Annotated in this window: 17 protein-coding genes and 1 tRNA gene; 11 read left to right on the top strand and 7 right to left on the bottom strand. The window is 64.2% G+C overall.

Annotated elements, in window-relative coordinates:
• Positions 1-48: 48 nt before the first annotated feature.
• Positions 49-3132 carry an efflux RND transporter permease subunit gene (locus LB535_RS19510; protein WP_224633356.1) on the bottom strand — a complete coding sequence of 1028 codons (3084 nt, stop codon included), beginning with the start codon at positions 3130-3132 and terminating at the stop codon, positions 49-51.
• Entirely contained in the window at positions 3129-4427 is a 1299-nt protein-coding gene (locus LB535_RS19505) for an efflux RND transporter periplasmic adaptor subunit (protein WP_224633355.1), read from the bottom strand. Before LB535_RS19505 ends, LB535_RS19510 begins: the two co-directional genes overlap by 4 nt.
• A 147-nt stretch (positions 4428-4574) precedes the next feature.
• Here LB535_RS19505 and LB535_RS19500 point away from each other — a divergent pair, with 147 nt between their 5' ends.
• Entirely contained in the window at positions 4575-5108 is a 534-nt protein-coding gene (locus tag LB535_RS19500; protein ID WP_095767408.1) for a TetR/AcrR family transcriptional regulator, read from the top strand.
• Positions 5109-5243: 135 nt separating this feature from the next.
• Positions 5244-6854, top strand: coding sequence for an inorganic phosphate transporter (locus LB535_RS19495; RefSeq protein ID WP_224609343.1), 1611 nt, complete (start codon positions 5244-5246; stop codon positions 6852-6854).
• Positions 6855-7006: 152 nt separating this feature from the next.
• On the opposite strand, the gene LB535_RS19490 is transcribed toward LB535_RS19495, so the two are convergent.
• The 3 genes from LB535_RS19490 to LB535_RS19480 form a co-directional block, all read right to left on the bottom strand.
• Positions 7007-7849 carry an MFS transporter gene (locus LB535_RS19490; RefSeq protein WP_224633354.1) on the bottom strand — a complete coding sequence of 281 codons (843 nt, stop codon included), beginning with the start codon at positions 7847-7849 and terminating at the stop codon, positions 7007-7009.
• A 185-nt stretch (positions 7850-8034) separates the two neighbouring features.
• The gene (locus LB535_RS19485; RefSeq protein WP_140842969.1) at positions 8035-9195 is read right to left on the bottom strand and encodes a patatin-like phospholipase family protein; all 1161 of its coding nucleotides are present in this window, start codon (positions 9193-9195) and stop codon (positions 8035-8037) included.
• Positions 9188-9976 carry an acetoacetate decarboxylase gene (locus LB535_RS19480; protein WP_224633353.1) on the bottom strand — a complete coding sequence of 263 codons (789 nt, stop codon included), beginning with the start codon at positions 9974-9976 and terminating at the stop codon, positions 9188-9190. Before LB535_RS19480 ends, LB535_RS19485 begins: the two co-directional genes overlap by 8 nt.
• Positions 9977-10218: 242 nt before the next feature.
• On the opposite strand from LB535_RS19480, the gene LB535_RS19475 reads away from it, so the two are divergent.
• From LB535_RS19475 to LB535_RS19440, 8 genes are all read left to right on the top strand, one after another.
• On the top strand, positions 10219-11007 hold the full coding sequence (locus LB535_RS19475) for a 3-hydroxybutyrate dehydrogenase (protein WP_224633352.1): 789 nt from the start codon (positions 10219-10221) through the stop codon (positions 11005-11007).
• Positions 11008-11169: 162 nt separating this feature from the next.
• Complete coding sequence (locus tag LB535_RS19470; protein ID WP_224633351.1) at positions 11170-11985, top strand: chromate resistance protein ChrB domain-containing protein; 816 nt, start codon at positions 11170-11172, stop codon at positions 11983-11985.
• Complete coding sequence (chrA, locus tag LB535_RS19465; protein WP_224633350.1) at positions 11985-13370, top strand: chromate efflux transporter; 1386 nt, start codon at positions 11985-11987, stop codon at positions 13368-13370. Before LB535_RS19470 ends, chrA begins: the two co-directional genes overlap by 1 nt.
• 246 nt (positions 13371-13616) lie before the next feature.
• The gene (locus LB535_RS19460) at positions 13617-13826 is read left to right on the top strand and encodes a hypothetical protein (RefSeq protein ID WP_224602362.1); all 210 of its coding nucleotides are present in this window, start codon (positions 13617-13619) and stop codon (positions 13824-13826) included.
• 13 nt (positions 13827-13839) lie between these two features.
• Positions 13840-14412, top strand: coding sequence for a sigma-70 family RNA polymerase sigma factor (locus LB535_RS19455; protein WP_224633349.1), 573 nt, complete (start codon positions 13840-13842; stop codon positions 14410-14412).
• Positions 14399-15313, top strand: coding sequence for an anti-sigma factor family protein (locus LB535_RS19450; RefSeq protein ID WP_224633348.1), 915 nt, complete (start codon positions 14399-14401; stop codon positions 15311-15313). Before LB535_RS19455 ends, LB535_RS19450 begins: the two co-directional genes overlap by 14 nt.
• Before the next feature lie 196 nt (positions 15314-15509).
• The gene (locus tag LB535_RS19445) at positions 15510-16397 is read left to right on the top strand and encodes an adenylate/guanylate cyclase domain-containing protein (protein WP_224633347.1); all 888 of its coding nucleotides are present in this window, start codon (positions 15510-15512) and stop codon (positions 16395-16397) included.
• Positions 16398-16528: 131 nt separating this feature from the next.
• A complete protein-coding gene (locus LB535_RS19440; RefSeq protein WP_224633346.1) occupies positions 16529-17935 on the top strand; it encodes an NAD(P)-dependent oxidoreductase in 1407 nt (468 codons plus the stop codon).
• Positions 17936-17978: 43 nt separating this feature from the next.
• Here the strand turns inward: LB535_RS19440 and LB535_RS19435 are convergent.
• Together LB535_RS19435 and LB535_RS19430 are read right to left on the bottom strand one after the other, a co-directional pair.
• A tRNA-Arg gene (locus LB535_RS19435) sits at positions 17979-18055 on the bottom strand.
• Positions 18056-18193: 138 nt separating this feature from the next.
• Positions 18194-19357 (bottom strand): M20 aminoacylase family protein, encoded by a 1164-nt coding sequence (locus LB535_RS19430; RefSeq protein ID WP_224633345.1) that lies wholly within the window; start codon positions 19355-19357, stop codon positions 18194-18196.
• A gap of 220 nt (positions 19358-19577) precedes the next feature.
• On the opposite strand from LB535_RS19430, the gene LB535_RS19425 reads away from it, so the two are divergent.
• Positions 19578-20744: a D-alanyl-D-alanine carboxypeptidase family protein gene (locus tag LB535_RS19425; RefSeq protein ID WP_224633344.1), complete on the top strand. Its 1167-nt coding sequence runs from the start codon at positions 19578-19580 to the stop codon at positions 20742-20744.
• Positions 20745-20752 lie beyond the last annotated feature (8 nt).

Here is a 20752-nt window from a genome sequence, read left to right as displayed (position 1 = left end):
GAGGCCGGAAAATTCCGGCCTCTTTTGTTTTTCGCTTCGGTTGCCGTCTCAGCTCGGCAGCGCCGGCATCAGATTCGGATCGGGCTTCTCGGCCAGATGCGGCAGGTCCTTGCTGGCGATGAAGGTGTAGAACATCGGCACGACGAAGAGCGTGAACATGGTGCCGACCAGGATGCCGGTGAAGATGACCAGGCCCATCGAATAGCGCGCGGCTGCACCGGCGCCGTTGGAGACGATCAGCGGCACGACGCCGAGCGCCATGGCCGCCGTGGTCATCAGGATCGGCCGCAGGCGCACCTTGGCCGAAGCGATGATGGCGTCGCGGCGCCGCATGCCATGGATTTCACGCTGCTGGTTGGCAAATTCCACCAGCAGAATGCCGTGCTTGGTAATCAGGCCGATCAGCGTGATCAGGCCGACCTGGGTGTAGATGTTCAGCGTCCCCAGGCCGATGTTGAGCGGCACGATCGCGCCGAAGATCGACAGCGGCACCGCCATCATGATGATAAGCGGATCGCGGAAGCTCTCGAACTGGGCCGCCAGCACCAGGTAGATGACGATCACCGCCGCCGCGAAGGCGATCAGGATGGTGTTGCCCTGCTCCTTCTCCTGCCGCGACTGGCCGGAATAGTCGACGAAGAAGGTGTCGGGCAGGGTCTCCTTAGCGAGGTCCTCCAGCACCTTCAGCCCGTCGCCGGTGGTCACGCCAGGCAGAGGCAAGGCCGAGATCGTTGAGGAGTTCAGCTGGTTGAACTGCTCGATGGCCGCCGGCGAGGCATTGGTCGAGATCTTCACGACCGCCGACAGCGGCACCATCTTGCCGTCGACACTGCGCACGAAATACTCGCCGAGCTTGTCGGGATTGTCGCGGAATTCCTGCGGCACCTGCGGGATGATGTCGTAGCTGTTGGAGTCGCGGTCGAACTGCGCCACTTCGGAGCCGCCCACAAGCAGCGTCAGCGTATTGCCGATATCCGCGATCGGCAGGTTCAATGCTGCTGCGCGCTCGCGGTCGATGGTCACGGTCACCTGCGGCGCATCGTAAGACATCGAGTTCTGCACGACGATGAAGCGGCCGGAAGCCTGCGCCTTGCTCTTGATCTTCTCCGCCTGCTCGAAGACCTCCGAGGGAGCTCCGGTGGAGCGCACCACCATGGAAATCGGCAGGCCGCCGCCGGAGCCGGGCAGCGTCGGCGGCGCGAAGACGAAGGCTTCGACGCCGGCGACCTTGGCGAGGCGGCCCTGAATGTCGGCCTGGAGCTCCTTCGAACTGCGCTTGCGCTCTGCCCAGTCCTTGAAGGCGAAGCCGACGAAGGCGCCATTGGTCGCGCCGCCGAAGGCGACGGCGGAGAATTGCGCCCTGGTCTCTGGAATGTCCTTCACCAGGCCAAGCATCTGATTGACGTAGGCCTCGGTGTAATCCGATGTCGCATAGCGCGGCGCGGTGACGATCGAGAGCAGGAAACCCTGATCTTCTTCCGGCGCCAGCTCAGTCGAAGTCTTGGTGAACATGAAGCCGGTCAGCGCCACGAGGGCGACGACGATGATCAGCGTCACCGGGCGGTTCCTGAGCGAAGCGGTGACCGCCCGTTCGTAGACGCGCTCGACGCGGCTGAAGGTTCCGTCGACGATCCGCTGGAAGCGGCCGTGCTGGCCCGGCTTCAGCAGGCGAGCGGACATCATCGGCGTGATGGTCATGGCGATCACGCCCGACAACACCACCGAGCCGGCCAGCGTCACCGCGAATTCGCGGAACAGCGCGCCGGTCAGGCCGCCGGTGAAGGCAAGCGGGGCGAACACGGCGGCCAGCGTGATGGTCATCGCGACTATGGCCGTCGCGATCTCGCGCATGCCGTTGAAGGCCGCCTGCATCGGCGACATGCCGTCTTCCTCCATGTGGCGATGGATGTTCTCCACCACCACGATGGCGTCGTCGACGACAAGGCCGATCGCCAGCACCATGGCCAGCAGCGACAGAAGGTTGATCGAATAACCGACCGCAAACAGGATGAAGCAGACGCCGATCAGCGATAGCGGGATCGTCACGATCGGCATCATCACCGAGCGGAACGAGCCCAGGAACAGGAGGATGACCACGATGACGATGGCGACGGCTTCGCCGATGGTCTTGAACACTTCCTCGATCGAGGCGCTGATCTGGCCAGTGGCGTCGTAGACGACCTCGATCGTCATGCCTTTCGGCAGCGTCTCCTGGATCTGCGGCACGAGCCGGGTGACCGCGGCGGCGGTCGTCAGCGGGTTGGCCGCAGGCGTCGGGAAGATGGCCAGGAAGGTTCCCGGCTTGCCGTTGAAGCTCACCCTGGTGTCGGTGTTTTTCGCGCCGAGCTCGACATGCGCGACGTCGCGCAGGCGCACTACCTGGCCATCCGTCGAGCGTATCGGGAGCTGGGCGAAGGCCTCAGGCGTCTGCAGGGTCGAATGCACGGTGATCGAGGAGACCACATATTCGTTCTCGGTGTTGCCGGGCGCCGACAGGAAGTTCGAGTTGTTGATCGCGGTCAGCACGTCCACGGCGGTGGCGCCGCGGGCGGCAAGCCTGATCGGGTCGATCCAGACGCGCATGGAATATTCCTGGGCGCCGAAGATCTGGACGTCGGCGACACCTTCCACGGTCGAGATGCGAGGCCGGATGACGCGCTCGATATATTCGGTGAGCTGCTCCTTCGTCATGTTCGGGTTCTGCATCGAGATGTACATCATCGCAAACTGCTGGCCGGTGCCCTTGACGATGACCGGATCCTTGGAGGCGTCCGGCAAGGTGCCGCGCACGCCCTGGACCTTGGACAGCACCTCTGCCAGCGCGACGTCCGGATTGGAGCCGAGCTTCATCTGCACCGTGACCGTGCTCGAGGACGGACGGCTGGACGAGGTGACGTAATCGATGTTTTCGGTCGAGGCGACGGCGCGCGCGATCGGGGCCGATATGAAGCCCTGGATCAGGTCGGCGCTGGCGCCGGGATAGGCCGTGGTGATGGTGATCGCCGTCTCGTCAACCTTAGGATATTGACGGATCGACAGGCCGAAGATGCCCTGGAAACCGAGCAGCAGGATCAGGCAGGCCAGCACCGTCGACAGCACGGGCCGGCGGATGAAAAGGTCGGAAAAGCTCATTGCTGAACCTGTTTGTTCGCCGATTTGCTGGGATCGATGGTGTTGTCGACGGCAACCGACATGCCGTTGAAGAGCCGGTTCTGGCCGGCCGTGACGACCTGGTCGCCGTCCTTGAGGCCCTCGACGATCTCAACCATGCCGTTGTTGCGGCGGCCGAGCTTGACGAAGACCTGCGAGATGGTGAGCGCAGGCTGCTGCGCGGCCTCGGCCGGCTTGGCGGCGTCGCCGGCCGCTTTGTCGGCCGGCTTCGCGTCCGCCGGCTTTGCGGCGTTGTCGGCTGGCTTGGTGGCGTCCGCCGGCTTGGCGGCATCGCCGGCCGCCTTATCGGCGCTAACCTTCTGCTCATCCGGCTTCGCCGGCGCGGCAGCGGCTGCGGGCTTCGCCGGCTCGACCACGAAGACATAATCGCCATAGAGGCTGGTCGTCACCGCCGTCTGCGGCACGGAAATGACATTGGTTTCCTGCGGCAGCTCGACACGGATCTGGACGAACTGGCCAGGCGTCAGCTTGCCTTCCGGATTGGCGACCTCGCCGCGAATCGAGACCAGCCGGCTGGCGGGATCGATCTTGGGGTCGATGCCGCGAATGGAGCCGGCAAATGACATATCGGCGAGATTGGTGCCGAGCTTGATGGTCTGGCCGATCTTAAGCAGCGGCAGCTGCTGTTCGGGTACCGTGAAGTCGACCCGCATCGTGTCCAGGTCCTGGATCGTCACCACCGCGTTGCCTGGCGCCAGATACTGGCCGATGTCGATCTTCGGGATACCGACCGTGCCGCCGAATGGCGCGGATAATTGCTTCTGGTCGAGCACTGCCTGCAGCTTGTTGACCTGCGCGGCCGAGGCGTCCGCCGCAGCACGCGCGGCGTCAAGCGTCGCGTCGGTGCCGACGCCGCGCCGCTGCAATTCGATCGCGCGGGTCAGCGCCGCCTGGTCCGAGGCGGCCTGCGCCTTCTGCGCCACCAGATCGGCTTTCTCGACGGCATCGTCGAGCTGCACCAGCACCGCGTCGGCGGCAACCTTCTGGTTTGCGTGGAAAAGGATGTCCCTGACGATGCCGCTCGTCTCGAGGGTGAGATCGACGCCTCGCACGGCGTTGACGGTGCCGATGGCCTCGATGCCGGGGGTCCATACCGAAGGCTTGACCGTCACTGTCGAGACCGTCGCGGCCGGCGGCTTCATGGTAGCGAAATACTGCTTGATGCCGGCGTCGCGCATGAAGTTGAAACCAACGATGCCGACGCACACCAAGGCAAGCAGCAGCAAAAATCCGGCGATGATGAAAAAGCGCTTCACGGATGGTCCCCTCGAGCCGGCAACCGGCAAATCAATCGATGCCGGGGCACATATCGACGATAAGTCCCGATTTCAAATCGGCGCGCTTTACTGTACCGGCTGGACGGTCTTGTCAATTCTGCCTAAGCTAATGTACGGGGAGGCGCGATGAGAGTACCCAGGGCGAACTCGCGCGAAAAGATACTTGCCGCCGCTGCCGACGTGGCGCGCGAGGCTGGTCCGGGAAGTCTGTCGCTCGAGGCGGTCGCAAGCCGCGCCGGCGTGTCGAAGGGCGGCCTGCTCTATAATTTTCCGACCAAAGCCAAGCTGATGCAGGGGCTCGTCGAAAGCTATCTCAACGACTTCCAGAAGGCGCTGGAAACACGCGCCACCGAGGCCGGCCACGAGAGCGTCCTCTCAGCCTATATCAAGCTGTCTGCCGACGACTGCGAGCGGCCGAAACCATCGGCGTCGTGGATGTTCTCGGCGATTGCGGAGGATCCCGATTTTCTGACACCGATCAAGGCCTTCAAGCGCCAGCTGTTCGAAAGGCTGAAGGGGGAGACGGACGACCTCGGCTCGCTACTGGTCTGCTTTCTCGCCATCGAAGGGATGCGCAGCATGAATCTGTTCGATTCAGACGTGCTCTCAGAAGACGAGCGCAAGCTTCTGGTGTCCTCGCTCCTGAAGATAGCCGGATAGGTCACCAACGGTTTGGTGGTGACCAAACGGCTTGGTAGTGGTGGTGACCAAACGGTTAACAGCGTCACACCAGCTTCATCCTAGGGACATAGCGTCCTCCCCGGTTCTTTGCTGCAATGCAAAAGGAGTGGGACAATGGTGGACGTAGTTTCGAGTGAAGCGGGGATCCCGAGACCGGATCATCCCCTGGATCAATCGGGCGGTGCCAAATGGTTCCTGCCGACTTTCGGCGTGCTGGTGCTCGTCGGCATCGTCTATGTCGGCTATGCGCTCAGCCAGGATCTGGCCATCGCCAAGACGGTGCCCTGGATCCTGCTTGGGATCGCGCTTCTGATCGCGCTGGGCTTCGAATTCGTCAACGGCTTCCACGATACCGCCAACGCGGTCGCCACCGTCATCTACACGCGCTCGCTGCCGGCCGAATTCGCCGTCATGTGGTCGGGCGTCTTCAATTTCCTCGGGGTGCTGACCTCGAGCGGCGCGGTGGCCTTCGGCATCCTGTCGCTGCTGCCGGTCGAGCTCATCCTGCAGGTCGGCTCGTCATCCGGCTTCGCCATGGTGTTCGCCCTTCTGGTCGCCGCCATCCTGTGGAACCTCGGCACCTGGTTCCTCGGCCTGCCGGCCTCGAGCTCGCATACGATGGTCGGCTCGATCATCGGCGTCGGCCTCGCCAACCAGTTCATGGCCCCGGCCGGAAGCGCCACCAGCGGCGTCGACTGGGGGCAGGCGACCAATGTCGGCATCACCTTGCTGGTCTCGCCGATCGTCGGCTTCTTCGCCGCCGCCATCCTGCTCTATGCCATGAAGCTCCTGGTGCGCAATCCGGCGCTCTATGAAGCGCCGAAGGGCAATGCGCCGCCGCCATGGTGGATCCGCGCGCTGCTGATCTTCACCTGCACCGGCGTCAGCTTCGCGCACGGCTCCAATGACGGCCAGAAGGGCATGGGGCTGATCATGCTTATCCTGATCGGCGTGGTGCCGACAGCTTACGCGCTCAACCGCACGCCCGACATCAACTATCTCGACGCCTACAAGGCGGCCTCGGTGTCTGTCGAGCAGGCTCTGGGCAAGTACCTCAAGCCTGGCGTTGCTGTCGCCGATGCCAATGCTGCCAAGGCTGCCGTGCAGGAGGCCGTGCGCAGCAAGAGCTGGAACGATCAGACCACGATCGCGCTGCAGACCTATATCCACAACACCACCGCCGGGCTGCAGCCTTACGCCTCGGTCGATAACGTGCCGACCGACCTTGTCAGCAACGCGCGCAACGACATCTACCTGATCGGCGAAGCGCTGAAGCTGATCGACAAGAAGAAGCTGCTGCCGATGCAGGACGCCGATCTCAAGGCGGTGACCGACTACCACAAGGCGGTCGACAACGCGACGAAGTTCATTCCGCTCTGGGTGAAGATCGCCGTGGCGCTGGCGCTCGGCCTCGGCACCATGGTCGGCTGGAAGCGCATCGTCGTCACCGTCGGCGAGAAGATCGGCAAGAGCCACCTGACTTATGGTCAGGGCGCCGCCGCCGAGCTGGTCGCGATGATCACCATCGGCATGGCCGACCGTTTCGGCCTGCCGGTGTCGACGACGCACGTGCTGTCGTCCGGCGTCGCCGGCACCATGGCAGCCAACGGTTCCGGCCTGCAATGGTCGACCGTGCGCAACCTGCTGCTGGCCTGGGTGCTCACGCTGCCCTGCTCGATCGCGCTGGCCTTTGTGCTGTTCGTGATCCTCCGCCACGTGTTCTGAGCGGGAAGGTCCTCAAGGAAACGGCGCGGCTGGCGGCGCCGTTTCTTTCCTACCGCCGCGCAACTTCTGCCCTGCTAGAGCGGGTCACCGTTTCACGGAAACGGCGAACCGCTCTATCTCTTTGTTTTGCGCAATTCCGGACGGAAAACCGCTCACACTTTTCCTGGAATTGCTCTAAGGCGGCGCAGCTGGCGCGGCGACAGAACATGCAGCAGGATTGAGCTTGGCACCACGAAAGCAGGGGTCAGCACACCCGGATAATCGCCAGCGCCGATGCTCAGCACATCCGGAACGATCAACTGCCACGGGCCGGGCGAGGTGATTATGCCCATGGTGATCGCGACAGCGAAATCGGCAAGGCCGAGGATATTCCAGAGAATTGCTGCCCTCCGGCTCCCGGCTGTGCCGGTAGCCACCGCGATCGCCGCAGGCAATGCGAACAGCCCTGTCAGCACGTCGCCGACGCCTGCCGGCACCGCGAATACGCCGGGCAGCGCACCATGCAGCCACGCCGCGAGCGCCCAACTGCCGAATACGCGGTAGAGCTGAACCGCGACGAGCCAGCTCGCCGGCGTCGCATCGAGCACCTGCCCGACCCGCCTGGAGAACAGCAACAGCGGCGCACCGATGATCACCGGCAGGAAGATGGCCGATGGCAACGCCGGTAAAGCCGTGGCGTCCGGATGGAAGATGCCATTGATCGCGGCGCTCCAAGCGACGGCGAACCACAGCGTATCCGGGATCATGATTGCCAGCCAAGTCGCGCGACGTTGACCCGGTGTCAGGCTCGTATGTTCGAGGCCGAGCCACAACCCCAGGGCGATGAGCCCGTGGGCCGCGAGCTGGTGGAACGTGGTCGGAACGCCGCTCTCCGGGATCGCCGGCCAACGATAGATCAAGAGTAGCCACAGCGTTGTGAGCGGCACAAACCACAGCAGGCCTCGCCAGGCGTCACGCAATGGAACGACGGCAGGGGAAACAGCTTCGGCGGTCATCGGCGGTACTCCATTGAGCCCAGCGCATTTTGCTGACGCCCAGATGTAAGCCCGCTCTCCGCGAGGCGGCTATCCGCGACAATGTTGATGGCCTGTGAAGCAGAGCTTCACAGTTTGCGGGCTCCCAGGCGAGCGGCCGCTGTGACTTTTTCCCGAGATTGCCCCGCTTGTGGCGGATGCAAATATCAGGTCGGGTCTTCGCGATGCAGGTCGTGGATGGTCACGCCGTCGGCATTGTCGGGCAGCATCAGCCACTTCTTGTGACGCAGCGTGCGCTCGGTGTCTTCCAGGCCCATTTCCCAGTGCTCTCGCATCGAGGTGCCGGAGAACTCGTAGTCCTTCGCGTGGCCTTCATAGCCTTTGTGCTGATAGATCAGGTGGACGATGTTGACCACGCCTGCGTCGGAATAGTCGGCTATCAATTCCTTCTCGCCATCCTTGAGCTGGTCCGGCGGCACGCGCTTCAGCGCGTCGAGCAGCTTCATCTTGAGCGCATGGATGCGCTGGAAGTTGTCGGTGTTCTGGCGCGTGCGGCTGGAATACATGATGTCCTTGTGGCGCGACAGGACGTCGGCCAAGCCGCGCGGCAACACGCCGCGGGCGCTGAACAGATCGACCTGGAACACCAGCGAGGAGCGGTCCTCCTCCTGGTCGAGCAGATATTGCAGCGGCGTGTTGGAGACGATGCCGCCGTCCCAGTAATACTCGCCTTCGATGCGGATCGAGGGGAAGGCCGGCGGCAGCGCGCCGCTCGCCATGATGTGCTCCGGCCCGATGCGCACCTTGTCGGTGTCGAAATAGACGAAGTTGCCGGTCCTGACATTGACCGCGCCGACGCTCAAGCGCTTCTTGCCGTCGTTCAGCACGTCGAAGTCGATCAGGCTCTCCAGCGTGTCCTTGAGCTCGGCGGTGTCGTAGAAGCTGGTGGCACCTTCCGCTCCCGCCAGCTGGAACCAGGGGTTCGGGCTGCGCGGCTTGAAGAAGCCCGGCTGGCCCATCGTCATGGTCATCAATGACGAGGTCTGGTTGCGGATATCGCGATAGATGTCGCCTTCGGGCGTATAGGCCCAGATCTTGCGGCCCGAGATCGTCTGCCAGAACTGCTCCAGCCGCTGCAGGCGGCGGCTCGGCTCGTTGCCGGCGATGATCGAGGCGTTGATGGCACCGATCGAGACGCCGGAAAGCCAGGTCGGCTCGCAGCCGGCGTCGGCTAGCGCCTGATAAACCCCTGCCTGATAGGCGCCGAGCGCGCCGCCGCCCTGGAAGACCAGGGCGATGCGGTCATATTGCGCAGTGATTTCCTGGATGGTGGCGGCAGCCGCCTTGTTGCGGGTACGCTCAAGCACCGGCTTTCTCCAGTTCCTTCGCGCCGGCAGCCGATCGGCCGCGGTCCGCGAGATAGTCATGCACGACTTCGCCGAGACCCAGCGTCAGATCGGCGGTGAAGTGAACGGCCGAGACGATGTCGAGCACCGGCAGCTTGGCGACATCGGCCATGACATGTGGCCGAAGGTCGAGCGCGGCGGGCGCCGTCCAGGCTTCCTTCAGCGTGATGTCGGTGAGGTAGTAGCGGACCAGCTCGCAGATGCGTGGGCTGCCGTCGACATGCGGGATGATCTTGATGAGGAAATTGGGCGCGGCGAGCGAGGCGAGCACCTGGTCGTGGTCGGCTTCGCTGTGCTTGTAGCCCATGGTGCCGGTGGCGCAGAGCACGCTGCCATAATGCAATGTGCCGACCACCACCTCGCCCTCATGCACGATCTTGGGGTTGGCGAGCTTTTTTGGAAAACCCCAGAGCTCGCGGCCGCCGGCGATCGGCGCGTCATCGTCGAGATACATGGAATGCACGTAGCCGCCGTGCTGGCCCTTGTAGCGCACCGGAATGACCTGGCCGGTCTCGGTGTAGTCGCCGAAACCGGTCGAGTCCGGCATGCGGATGAATTCGTATTTGACCAGCGGCTCGTCGATCTCGAGCGGCGCCGGCACGACGGCTTCCAGCGCCTCGCGCGTCGTGCAGTAGGTGATGATGATGTATTCGCGGTCGAAGAAACGATAAGGGCCGGGCGGGAAGGAGGGGTTGGTGAGCGGCATGGCATAGGCTCGCTTCACGACATCGGCGATTTCCATGGCTGGTGCCCCAGTAAGGTTTGAAATGACCCGCGCGAATGCGCTGGCAAATATGTTGCATGGCAGCATGACAGTGCCGTGTCAGCCCGGCGACACGCCGCCACGGAGCCGGCAAAATGGCGCTGCCGCGGTGTAATCGAGCCGACACATGGCCGTGCCATTGTCGTGCTGCACTGCACCAACTATCTGCTCTCCCAACTCGTTGCGTTGATAAGTCCCTCCCACCTCTTGCGAGATCTCCCATGGGTTCCCTGTCTTCGAAGAATGCGCTCGTCACCGGCTCGACCAGCGGCATCGGCCTTGCAATCGCCCGTGCCTTCGCCGCAGAGGGCGCCAACGTCACCATCAACGGCCTGGGCGACGCGGCGGCGATCGAGCAGGAGCGGGCCGGCATCGAAAAGGATTTCGGCGTCAAGTGCCGTTACTCGGGCGCCAACATGATGGACGGCGCCGCCGTCACCGCCATGATCCACGAGGCCGAGGCGGCATTCGGCAGCCTCGACATCCTGGTCAACAATGCCGGCATCCAGCATGTCGCGCCGATCGAGGAATTTCCCGACGACAAGTGGGAAGCCATCATCCGCATCAACCTTCTGGCTGCCTTCTACGCCATCAAGGCGGCGGTGCCCGGCATGAAGAGCCGTAAATGGGGCCGCATCATCAACACGGCTTCGGCGCATGCGCTGGTCGCCTCGCCGTTCAAGTCGGCCTATGTCTCGGCCAAGCACGGCATTGCCGGCCTGAGCAAGACGGTGGCGCTGGAGGTCGCGCAGAACGGCATCACCGTGAACGCGATCGCGCCCGGCTATGTCTGGACGCCGCTGGTCGAGAAGCAGATTCCCGACACGATGAAGGCGCGCGGCATGACCGAGGAACAGGTCAAGCACGACGTGCTGCTTGCGGCGCAGCCGACCAAGGAATTCGTCACCGTCGAGGAACTGGCGGCGCTGACTTTGTTCCTGTGCTCGGACGCCGCCAGGCAGATCACCGGCACGACCCTGCCGATGGATGGCGGCTGGACGGCGCAGTAAGCGCAACGGCGATCGCAAAACGAAGGCGGTCGGAGGCAACGCCTTCCTTGACAATCGGCGGTGATCGTTCCAGCATTCCGGCAAGGGGTTCCCCGCGACGACCCCGTGAGGCGTCAGCCCAACGATCGCGTCCAGACTCTCTTTGCTCAGGAGGTGGACGCTATGCCGTCAACAACCGCAATCACCGTTCCGCAGCTTTCCCGTCTCGTCGGCTTGCCCGATGCGCCTTGCCTGGTCGATGTGCGCATCGACGAGGACTATGAAGCCGATCCGCGCCTGTTGCCGGCGTCATGCCGGCGCGATTTCAGGACTGTCTCAAGCTGGGCGTCGGAATTTTCGGGGCGCAAAGTCGTCGTGATCTGCCAGAGGGGGCAGAAACTCTCGCAAGGCGTTGCCGCGTGGCTGCGCCACGAAGGTATTCCGGCGGAATCGCTGGAAGGCGGCTTCGAGGCCTGGGTCGCCGCCAGGGCGCCGTTGGTCAGCGCCGGCGCGATCCCGGCCCGCGACGAGAAGGGCCGCACCGTGTGGGTCACGCGTTCGCGGCCGAAGGTCGACCGCATCGCCTGCCCCTGGCTGATCCGCCGTTTCGTCGATCCCCAGGCGGTTTTCCTGTTCGTCGATCCAGCCGAAGTGCCTCTTGTGGCGGACCGCTTCGCAGCGGTTCCCTTCGACATCGAGGGCGTGTTCTGGAGCCATCGTGGGGATCGCTGCACTTTCGACACGATGATCGAGGAGTTCGGCATGCGCGTCGAAGCGCTCGATCGCCTGGCGCTGATCGTGCGCGGCGCCGATACGGCGCGCCTCGACCTCGTGCCGCAGGCGGCCGGGTTCCTCGCCGCCTCGCTCGGCCTGTCGCGCATGTTCCGCGACGACCTCGAGCAGCTCGAAGCCGGCATGCTCCTCTATGACGCCTTCTTCCGCTGGTGCCGCGATGCCGCAGACGAGACGCACAACTGGCCGGCAGGAGGCAAGGCGTAATGACAGCACTCGCCAAGAACGACGCCGCGCCGCTGGTCGATGTCCCGACCGTGCCGAGCTTTCGCGAGGCGACGCGGCTGTGGGCCAAGATCGGCCTGCTGTCCTTCGGCGGGCCGGCCGGGCAGATTGCGCTGATGCACAAGGAACTGGTCGAGGAGCGCCGCTGGATCGGCGAGGAGCGGTTCCTGCACGCGCTCAACTACTGCATGCTCTTGCCCGGGCCCGAGGCGCAGCAGCTTGCCGTCTATATCGGCTGGCTGCTGCATCGGACGGCAGGCGGTCTCGTCGCCGGCAGCCTGTTCGTGCTGCCGGGCGCGCTGGTCATGCTGGGCTTGAGTAGCTTCTACATGCTCTACAACGATGCACCGGTCGTCGAGGCGCTGTTCTTCGGCGTCAAAGCGGCGGTGCTTGCCGTCGTCGTCGAAGCCGTGATCCGCATCGGCAAGCGGGCGCTGAAGAACCGGGCCATGATCGTGATCGCGGTGGCGGCCTTCCTCGCCATCTATGTCGCCAGAGTGCCGTTCCCGCTGATCGTGCTCGCGGCAGGCCTCATCGGCTGGATTGGCAATCGGTTTGCGCCACGGCTGTTTTCGGGCTCGGCACACGGCAAGGGCAGCGTCGCCGACATCAAAGGCGTGGTCGACCTGATGTTCGAGCGCGGTGAGCTCGGCCATACCGTGCCGACCAGATGGCATGCGGCCCGCACCATCGCCATCTGGCTGCCGCTCTGGCTGGGGCCTGTAGCATTGGTCGCCGTGCTGGCGGGGCCTGGCAGCGTGTGGGCGCAGGTCGGCGGCTTCTTCAGCCTGATGGCCGTGGTCACATTCGGCGGCGCCTATGCGGTTCTCGCCTATGTGGCACAGGCGGCGGTGACCTCGTTCGGCTGGCTTTCGCCTGGACAGATGGTCGACGGGCTGGGGCTTGCCGAAACGACGCCAGGGCCGCTGATCCTGGTGCTGCAATTCGTCGGCTTCGCCGCCGCCTATCGCCATGCCGGTGCAATCAATCCTTTGCTTGCCGGATCGCTCGGGTCGGCGCTGACGCTCTGGGCCACCTTCGTCCCGTGCTTCTTCTGGATATTTTTGGGCGCGCCCTACATCGAGCAGCTCAGGCAGAACAAGGCGCTGGCAGCGGCGCTCGGCGCGATCACCGCGGCGGTGGTGGGCGTCATCATGAACCTCGCGCTGTGGTTCGCGCTGCATGTCGTCTTCGGCAAGGTCGCAAGCGTCGGCTGGGGCGTGGAGGTTCCGGTCCTGTCCTCGCTCGACTGGCGCGCCGCGCTTCTGTCGGCGGCGGCGATGGTCGCCATGTTCAGGCTGAAACTCGGCATGCTGCCGACGCTGGCGGGATCGGCTCTGGCGGGGCTTGCGCTGCAGGCGCTGTAGGCCCGCACGCCGTTCGATCAAGTTGGCGTTAACGAAAAAGCCGACCGGCCGGGAATAAACCGCCCGGTCTGCGGGTCTCCAGAGCATGCGCCATTTGTGCGCAACAGCAGGAGACCGACCATGAAGCGGCGCGAAGACGAATACGCATGTGAACAAGGCGAAGGCGTCAGCCGCCGGCGTCCTATGGAGCGGATGAGCCGGGCGCATCCGGTCCGGGCGATACCGCCTCGCCGCCGGCCCTGATCCGTGCCGATCGCAACCATCGAGATCCACGACCATGACGGCGACCGCCCCTTTGCAGCCAGCGATGCGCCGTCCTCTTCCGAGGCACGCCTTGCTTCCGAGACACTTGACTCCGGTGACACCAATGCCTTCTCCTCCCTCGAAGCAGGCGCCATCGCCTGCGGTCGCGATCTTCACCCACACGAGCAGGGACAGATCGTCGCCTCCCGCTGAGGGCGGCAAACCCATGGCGGGAGCGCCCGACGGCGGAACGGTGTTGAGCGAAAAGATGCTGGCAGCGCGTTTTGCCGAAGTGGTGCTGCCGCATCTTGGCGATGCGCTGTCGCTTGCCCGCTGGCTCACGGGCAATCAAGCCGACGCCGAGGATGTGGTGCAGGAGGCCTGCCTCAAGGCGCATGCGGGCATTGCCGGGTTCGCTGGGGGAAACCCCCGCGCGTGGCTGCTCACCATCGTGCGCAACGCTTCCTACACATGGATGGCGCGCAACCGCCCGCGCAGCGTGGTCGCCGTCGGCGACCTCGCCGATCTCGACGACGTGTCGCCGCCGCCCGACACTGACACCGACAGCCCGGAGGCGGTGCTGATCGCCAAGGCCAATTCGGCGGCGGTGGAAGCGGCGATCGCCAGGCTGCCGCAAGCGTTCCGCGAAACACTTGTGCTGCGCGACATCAACGGTCTCAGCTACCGCGAGATCGCTGCCATGCTGGGCGTGCCGCAGGGCACGGTGATGTCGCGGCTGGCGAGAGCCCGCGGCCTCTTGATGAAGGAACTTGGAGGGCGCCACCATGAGCCCGCATGAAAATCGCCCGCGTGAGGATGGATTGCCGCAAGACCCGCAGGATATGAAGCTGATGATCCACGCCCTTGTCGATGGCGAGCTCGATGCCGCGGCCGCTTTGGCGGTCGAGCGGCGCATGGCCGCCGATCCGGAGCTGGCCGCCGAACATGCGCGCCTGGTGGCGCTGCGCGGCGCTGTCGCCAATGTGCCGCGCCAGGCGGTCCGCGACGATTTTCTGGCCCGCATTGCGGCCATCGCCGAGGTGAGTGGGGCCGACGAAGCCGTCCAATCCACAGCCGTGAAGGCGCAGTCACAGCCGCAACAGCAGCAAGGCAATGTCGTCGAGATGCGGCCGCGCGCGGCACGCTGGTTCAACTCCTTCGATTGGCGCCAGATGGCGGCCTCGATCGTGCTGACGGCCTTTCTGGCCAGCGGCGCGACGCAGTGGCTGGCGACGGCAGACAATGGGTCCGACAGCTTCGCCGTGGCCGTCGCCAACGGCCACCGCCGCAGCCTGCTTGCGGCGACTCCAGTCGACATCGTCTCGTCCGACCGCCACACGGTGAAGCCATGGCTCGACGGCCGCATCGGCGTCTCGCCGGCGGCGCCCGACATGGCCAAGGATGGTTACGCCCTGCTTGGCGGGCGCGTCGAGGTGATCGGCGACAGGCCGATGCCGGCGCTGGTCTACCGCCATCACGAGCATCTGATCACGCTGGTGGCCGCGCCCCGGCAGAACGAGGCCAAATCCGTACCGGTGGCGGACGATCTGTCGGCAGGTGGCTTCCTTCTGGTCCACTGGACCGACGATGCCTTCTCCTACTGGGCGATCTCGGATGCCGAACGCCCGGCGCTGGACGATTTCGTCGCCCGCTTCCGGGCGGCGATCATCGCCAATCCGGCGGCCGGCAGCCCGGGTTAAGGATACGAAACGTTTTTCGCTCTTTCTGAGCCGATAACCCGTTTGGCGGGATGAGCGAAGGCAGATGCCTGTCCGTCCGAGCTAATCGCGCCAAGCACTTGCCCAGTTGCGCAGGCCCTTTTGGCGCGCCCATGGATAAGTCAAAGTCGGCCTTGGTATGTTATATACGCTTCGTTCTCGGGGCGGACACGAGTCGATGGATCAGGAAAGACTTCTAGCCGCGGTCCTCTTGGCTGACGTCGTGGGCAGCACGCCGCTCTATGAGCGCATCGGCGACGATGACGCTTTGCGGCAGGTCTCGGATTGCCTCGACGCGATACGCGAGATCGTCGCCCAACACGGCGGTGATTTCATCTACTCGAAGGGCGATGACGTGCTCAGCCTGTTCGAGAGGCCGGAGGCGGCGCTGAGGGCCGTCAGCCAAATCAGCAGCCAACTGATGAAGGGACCGTTGAGCGCCCGGATCGGATTGCATTTCGGGGCGGTCATTCGCGCGCGCGGCGCGCTATTCGGCGACGTTGTCAATGTCACCGCAAGGTTGTCCACCACGGCCAACCCCGGGGAGGTGCTGATCAGCCAGAGCTTCTTCGAAGCCCTTTCCGCGGGCAGCCGCAGTACCTTGCGGCTCCTCGACAAAATGGCCTTCAAGGGAAAGCAAGAACTCTTCGACGTCTATACGCTGAGGAGCGACGATGGGGCCCTCAGCACGCACATCGCCAACCGAGGCACCTTTGTCGATAGGCGCTCCGCCCCGCCGCAGATCTATCTGGTCATCCGCTATGAAGATCAGTCGCGATCCTGCCGAAACAACGAATTCGTGACGATCGGCCGATCTCCGGAATGCAATATCGTCGTCCAGCGACCCTGGGTCTCAAGGCTCCACGCGACCTTCACCATTTCGAATGGTAAAGCGCGCTTTGTCGAGCGAAGCTCGTCGGGCACATTTGTGTCGATGGGACCCGGCCATGAAGTGTTCATACGCCGCGAAGATATTCTTCTCTTCGGCTCCGGCGTCATCTCGCCCGGACGCAGATCGTCCCTCGGCGACGCCCAGATCCTTCACTACGAAATTATCTCAGGCTGACCTCGCTGGCGCCGACAAGTTTTAACTTCCTTACGGCGATTTCTCGCTTGCGACCCGGATATGCCGTTTCGCGCGATCCATAGGATCACGGATTGGAGTAACTGGAGACAGCTGCAGGGAAACGACGCTCCATGACATCAGCCAATATTCTGATCTGCGATTTTGTCGGGCTGCGCTTTGGCGCGGACGGCAATCCAGACCACAGCGAGGTCAAGGCCTATATCGAAGCCAAGGGTGGCGTGTTCCACCAGACAGGCATCGCCAAGGCCGGCGCCCTTGACCCCGACAGGCTGCATTTCTTCTACCTGCCGCAATTGAGCACGCGTGACGAATTGCTGGCAGAGGCCGGTGACGGCCGCTACGACGCCGTCATCGCCGCCGCGACCTTCATTCCGGCGGAGACCAGGTTCCGCCTCGGCGGCGTGCGTATCGGCGCTGGCACCGGCAATATGGGCTCGGCATCCTGGGGCGGAGGCAGCGGGGAAGGGGGCGAAGCGCCGTTGATGAACACGCCGGGCATCAACAGCCGCGCCACCGCGCAAATGGCCATGAAGGCGCTGCTGAAAGTCAGGCCGGATCTTCCCGTGGACAAGCTCAACACCCTGGTCGCCGGCGGGCAGTTCGATACCGGAAAAGACCTGCGGCATTACCCGACCGAGAAGCTCGAAGGCAAAAGACTTGCCGTGCTCGGCTATGGCAATATCGGTCGCGAATTCGCCAGACTCGGCCAGGCCTTCGGCATGCGGGTCGCCATCCATGCGCGGCCCCGTCACCAAAAATGGATCGAGGCGGAAGGCTTCGACTATGCCCAGACCATGGAAGACGCCGCGCGCGGCGCCGACGCGCTTTCGGTCCACCTAGGCCTCGGTCCCTTCGATGCCGGCCAGCAGCGATACACCAATGCCGGACTGATCGGAGATGAAGTCCTCTCCCTCCTCAACCACGGCGCGGTGCTCATCAACTACGATCGCGGCGAGCTGGTCGATGTGGCAGCACTGGAGCGCGCGCTGGAATCGGGTCGTGTTTCTCACGCAGCGATCGATGCCGACCTTTTTACCGACGGCGCCGCACTTTCAGGGCCGATGCTGCCTTACCTGAAACTGGTCGAACGCCATGGCCAGCGCCTGGAACTCCTCCCTCACGCCGCGGCCGACACCGACCACCCCTCCCGTGTCGCCGGCGCCAAGCAGGCCGTCGACCAGATCTACGCCGCCATCGTCGAGCATCGCGTCCACAATCTGAAAGGATCGCTGCCTCCGGGCTTTCTCGACATGGGAGCGAAAGTGCCGCCCGGCATCGGCGGCATTACATCTCGGCATTTGGCGGCGCTGGCCGCCGATCAGGCCGTGGCCGCCGACCTCGCGCGGTCGAGCGCACTCATAGCCGCATTCTGGAAACGCGTTCTGGCAGCGCCCGAGCAGGAACGACCGGCGCTGATCGCTTCCGGAGGCGAAGCATTCGCCGAGGCCGCGAACCACCTCTCCACGCTTTTGCGCAGGCACCATCTTTCGGGGCCGTTCACTTCAGGATCGTCCTGACGCCCACGATGTAGCGACCTGCTCGCCAAGCCATTGAAAAACTTGGTGATCCCGACAGGAATCGAACCTGTGACCTACAGATTAGGAATCTGCCGCTCTATCCTACTGAGCTACGGGACCACGCGGCCCGACACATAAACGCTTCGGGCCGGTTCGCCAAGAGGCATGCTGTCCTCCCCTTGGGCTGTAACTCATCTCGGCGGGCCGGGCGGGCCAAGCCGTTTTGGCAGGACGCTCGCCGCCTTCGCCTGCGTGCGCTCAGGTGGCGAGCGCGGTCTCGGCCAGCTTCACCCAATAGCTCATGCCGTGCGGGATGACCTCGTCGTTGAAGTCGTAGGCCGGGTGATGCAGGCCGGCGGAGTCGCCGTTGCCGATGAAGATGAAGGCGCCGGGGCGGGCTTCCAGCATATAGGAAAAATCCTCGCCGCCCATCACCGGCTGGATGGCGCGGTGAACGTGGCTGTCGCCGGCGATGTCGGCGGCGATGTCGCCCGCAAACACGGTTTCCTCGGCATGGTTGAAGGTGACAGGGTAATTGGGGTCGTAATCGACCTCGATGGTAGCGCCGAAGGCGGAGGCGAGGCCGGCGCAGAGTGCGCGAATGCGTTCTTCCGATTTCTTGGCCACTTCTTTCTTCAGCGTGCGCACGGTGCCGGCGATCTCGGCGCTTTCGGGGATGACGTTATAGGCGTCGCCGGCGTGGAACTTCGTCACCGACACCACCACCGACTCGACCGGATCGGTGCTGCGCGAGGCAATGGTTTGCAGCGCGCCGACCAACTGGCTGGCGATGACGATCGGGTCGATCGTGCCGTGCGGCATCGCGGCATGGCCGCCGCGGCCCTTGACGGTGATGGTGAATTCTGCGGTCGCGGCCATGATCGGGCCGGGCTTGATGGCGAACTGGCCGACCGGCAGGCCCGGCATATTGTGCATGCCGAACACTTTCTCGATGGCGAAGCGCTCCATCATGCCGTCCTTGACCATTTCGTTGCCGCCGCCGCCGCCTTCCTCTGCCGGCTGGAAGATCACCGCCACGGTGCCAGCGAAATTGCGCGTCTCGGCCAGATATTTGGCGGCGCCCAAGAGCATGGCGGTGTGGCCGTCATGGCCGCAGGCATGCATCTTGCCGCGCACGGTCGAGGCCCACGGCTTGCCGGTGATCTCGTCGATCGGCAGCGCGTCCATGTCGGCGCGCAGCCCGATGGTCGGGCCATCGCCCTTGCGGCCGCGGATGATGCCGACGACGCCGGTCTTGCCCAGTCCCGTCACCACCTCGTCGCAGCCGAAGGCCGTCAGCTTCTCGGTGACGAAACCGGCGGTCTGGAAGACGTCGAAATTCAGCTCCGGTGTCTGGTGCAGATGTCGTCGCCAGCCGGCAACTTCTTCCTGCATTTGCGCGGCGCGGTTCAGAATCGGCATGGTCGGTCCATCTCTTGGTTGACTGGCGGCAGTCGGTTCAGGGCCACTGCTCAGCAATTGTGAATATATGGCACTTTGCCATTTTGGCGTCACATAGGGTAAATAGCACCGCAACAATGCAGCCCGGGATCGAGGGTCGGGCCGCATTATGCTGGCGATGGGTAACGAAATCTTACGGAGCCAGCGGCGATCACGGCAAGAGGCGATTTCGGATTTAATCATGCGGCGAAGGCATTTCCTCAACCTGTTGCTGGCAGGCGCGCTGGCGCTTCCGGTGCTTGCCGGCACGGCGCGCGCCAATCCGGTCGTGCTTTTCGACTTGAAGAGCGGCTCAATTTTGGAGCACCAGGACGCGTTCAAGCGTTGGTATCCGGCCTCGCTCAGCAAGCTGATGACCGCCTATGTCGCCTTCCGCGCGATCCAGGCCGGCGAGGTGGCGCTCGATTCGCCGATCAAGGTGACGAAGCATTCGGCCGGCGAGCCGCCGAGCAAGATGGGCTTCAAGCCGGGTTCGGTGATGCGGCTCGACAATGCGCTGAAGATGATGCTGGTCAAGTCGGCCAACGACATAGCCATGGCAGTCGGCGAGAATATCGGCGGGTCGCAGGCCGCGTTCGCCGAGCGCATGAACGCCGAGGCGGCCCGGCTCGGCATGGTCGGCACGCATTTCGTCAATCCGAACGGGCTCTATTCGCCGGACCAGTATACGACCGCGCGCGACCTTGCCGTGCTGGTGACGGCGTTGCGCAATGATTTTCCGCAATATGCCCCGTGGTTCTCGATTGAAGGCCTTGCCGTCGGCAAGAAGGCGCTCCCGAACTACAATCTCCTGATCGGCCGCTATCCGGGCGCCGACGGCATGAAGACCGGCTTCGTCTGCTCTTCCGGCTTCAACATGATCGGCTCGGCGACGCGCAACGGGCGCACGCTGGTCGCCGTGGTGCTTGGCGAGAAATCGGCGGTCAGCCGCGCCGAAGCGGCGGCAAAGCTGCTCGACCAGGGTTTTGAGATGCCGGCGGTCGGTTCGACCACGCTCGCCGCTCTCAAGCCATATGGCGACACGCTGTCACCCAACGACATGCATGACGAGATCTGCGCGAAAAAGCCGAAGGCGGAGCAATCGGAGGCGGCGCCCGAGGTTGCCGCCAAGAATAAACCGAAATCGCCCTATCAGGTGAAGCTCGCCCATCCCACGCTCATCGCAGTCGGCCTCGGCGGCGCCACGGGACCCGCGCCCAAGGCCTTCGTCGACCAGACCGACCAGAACTATGCCGACGTGCCGCTGCCGATCTGGCGACCGGACAGGCCGGCGCCGCCCGGCGCCGAGCCGCTGGCGACCGCCGCTGCCGGAGCGCAGGGCGACCAGCCCGTCAAAGCTGCCAATTAGCTAAACCA

Origin of the sequence: Mesorhizobium sp. CA10 (genome assembly GCF_020165285.1) — a bacterium.
Classification (GTDB): domain Bacteria; phylum Pseudomonadota; class Alphaproteobacteria; order Rhizobiales; family Rhizobiaceae; genus Mesorhizobium.
Note: the sequence above shows the minus strand (reverse complement) of the source record. Positions and strands in the feature narration are given on the sequence as shown.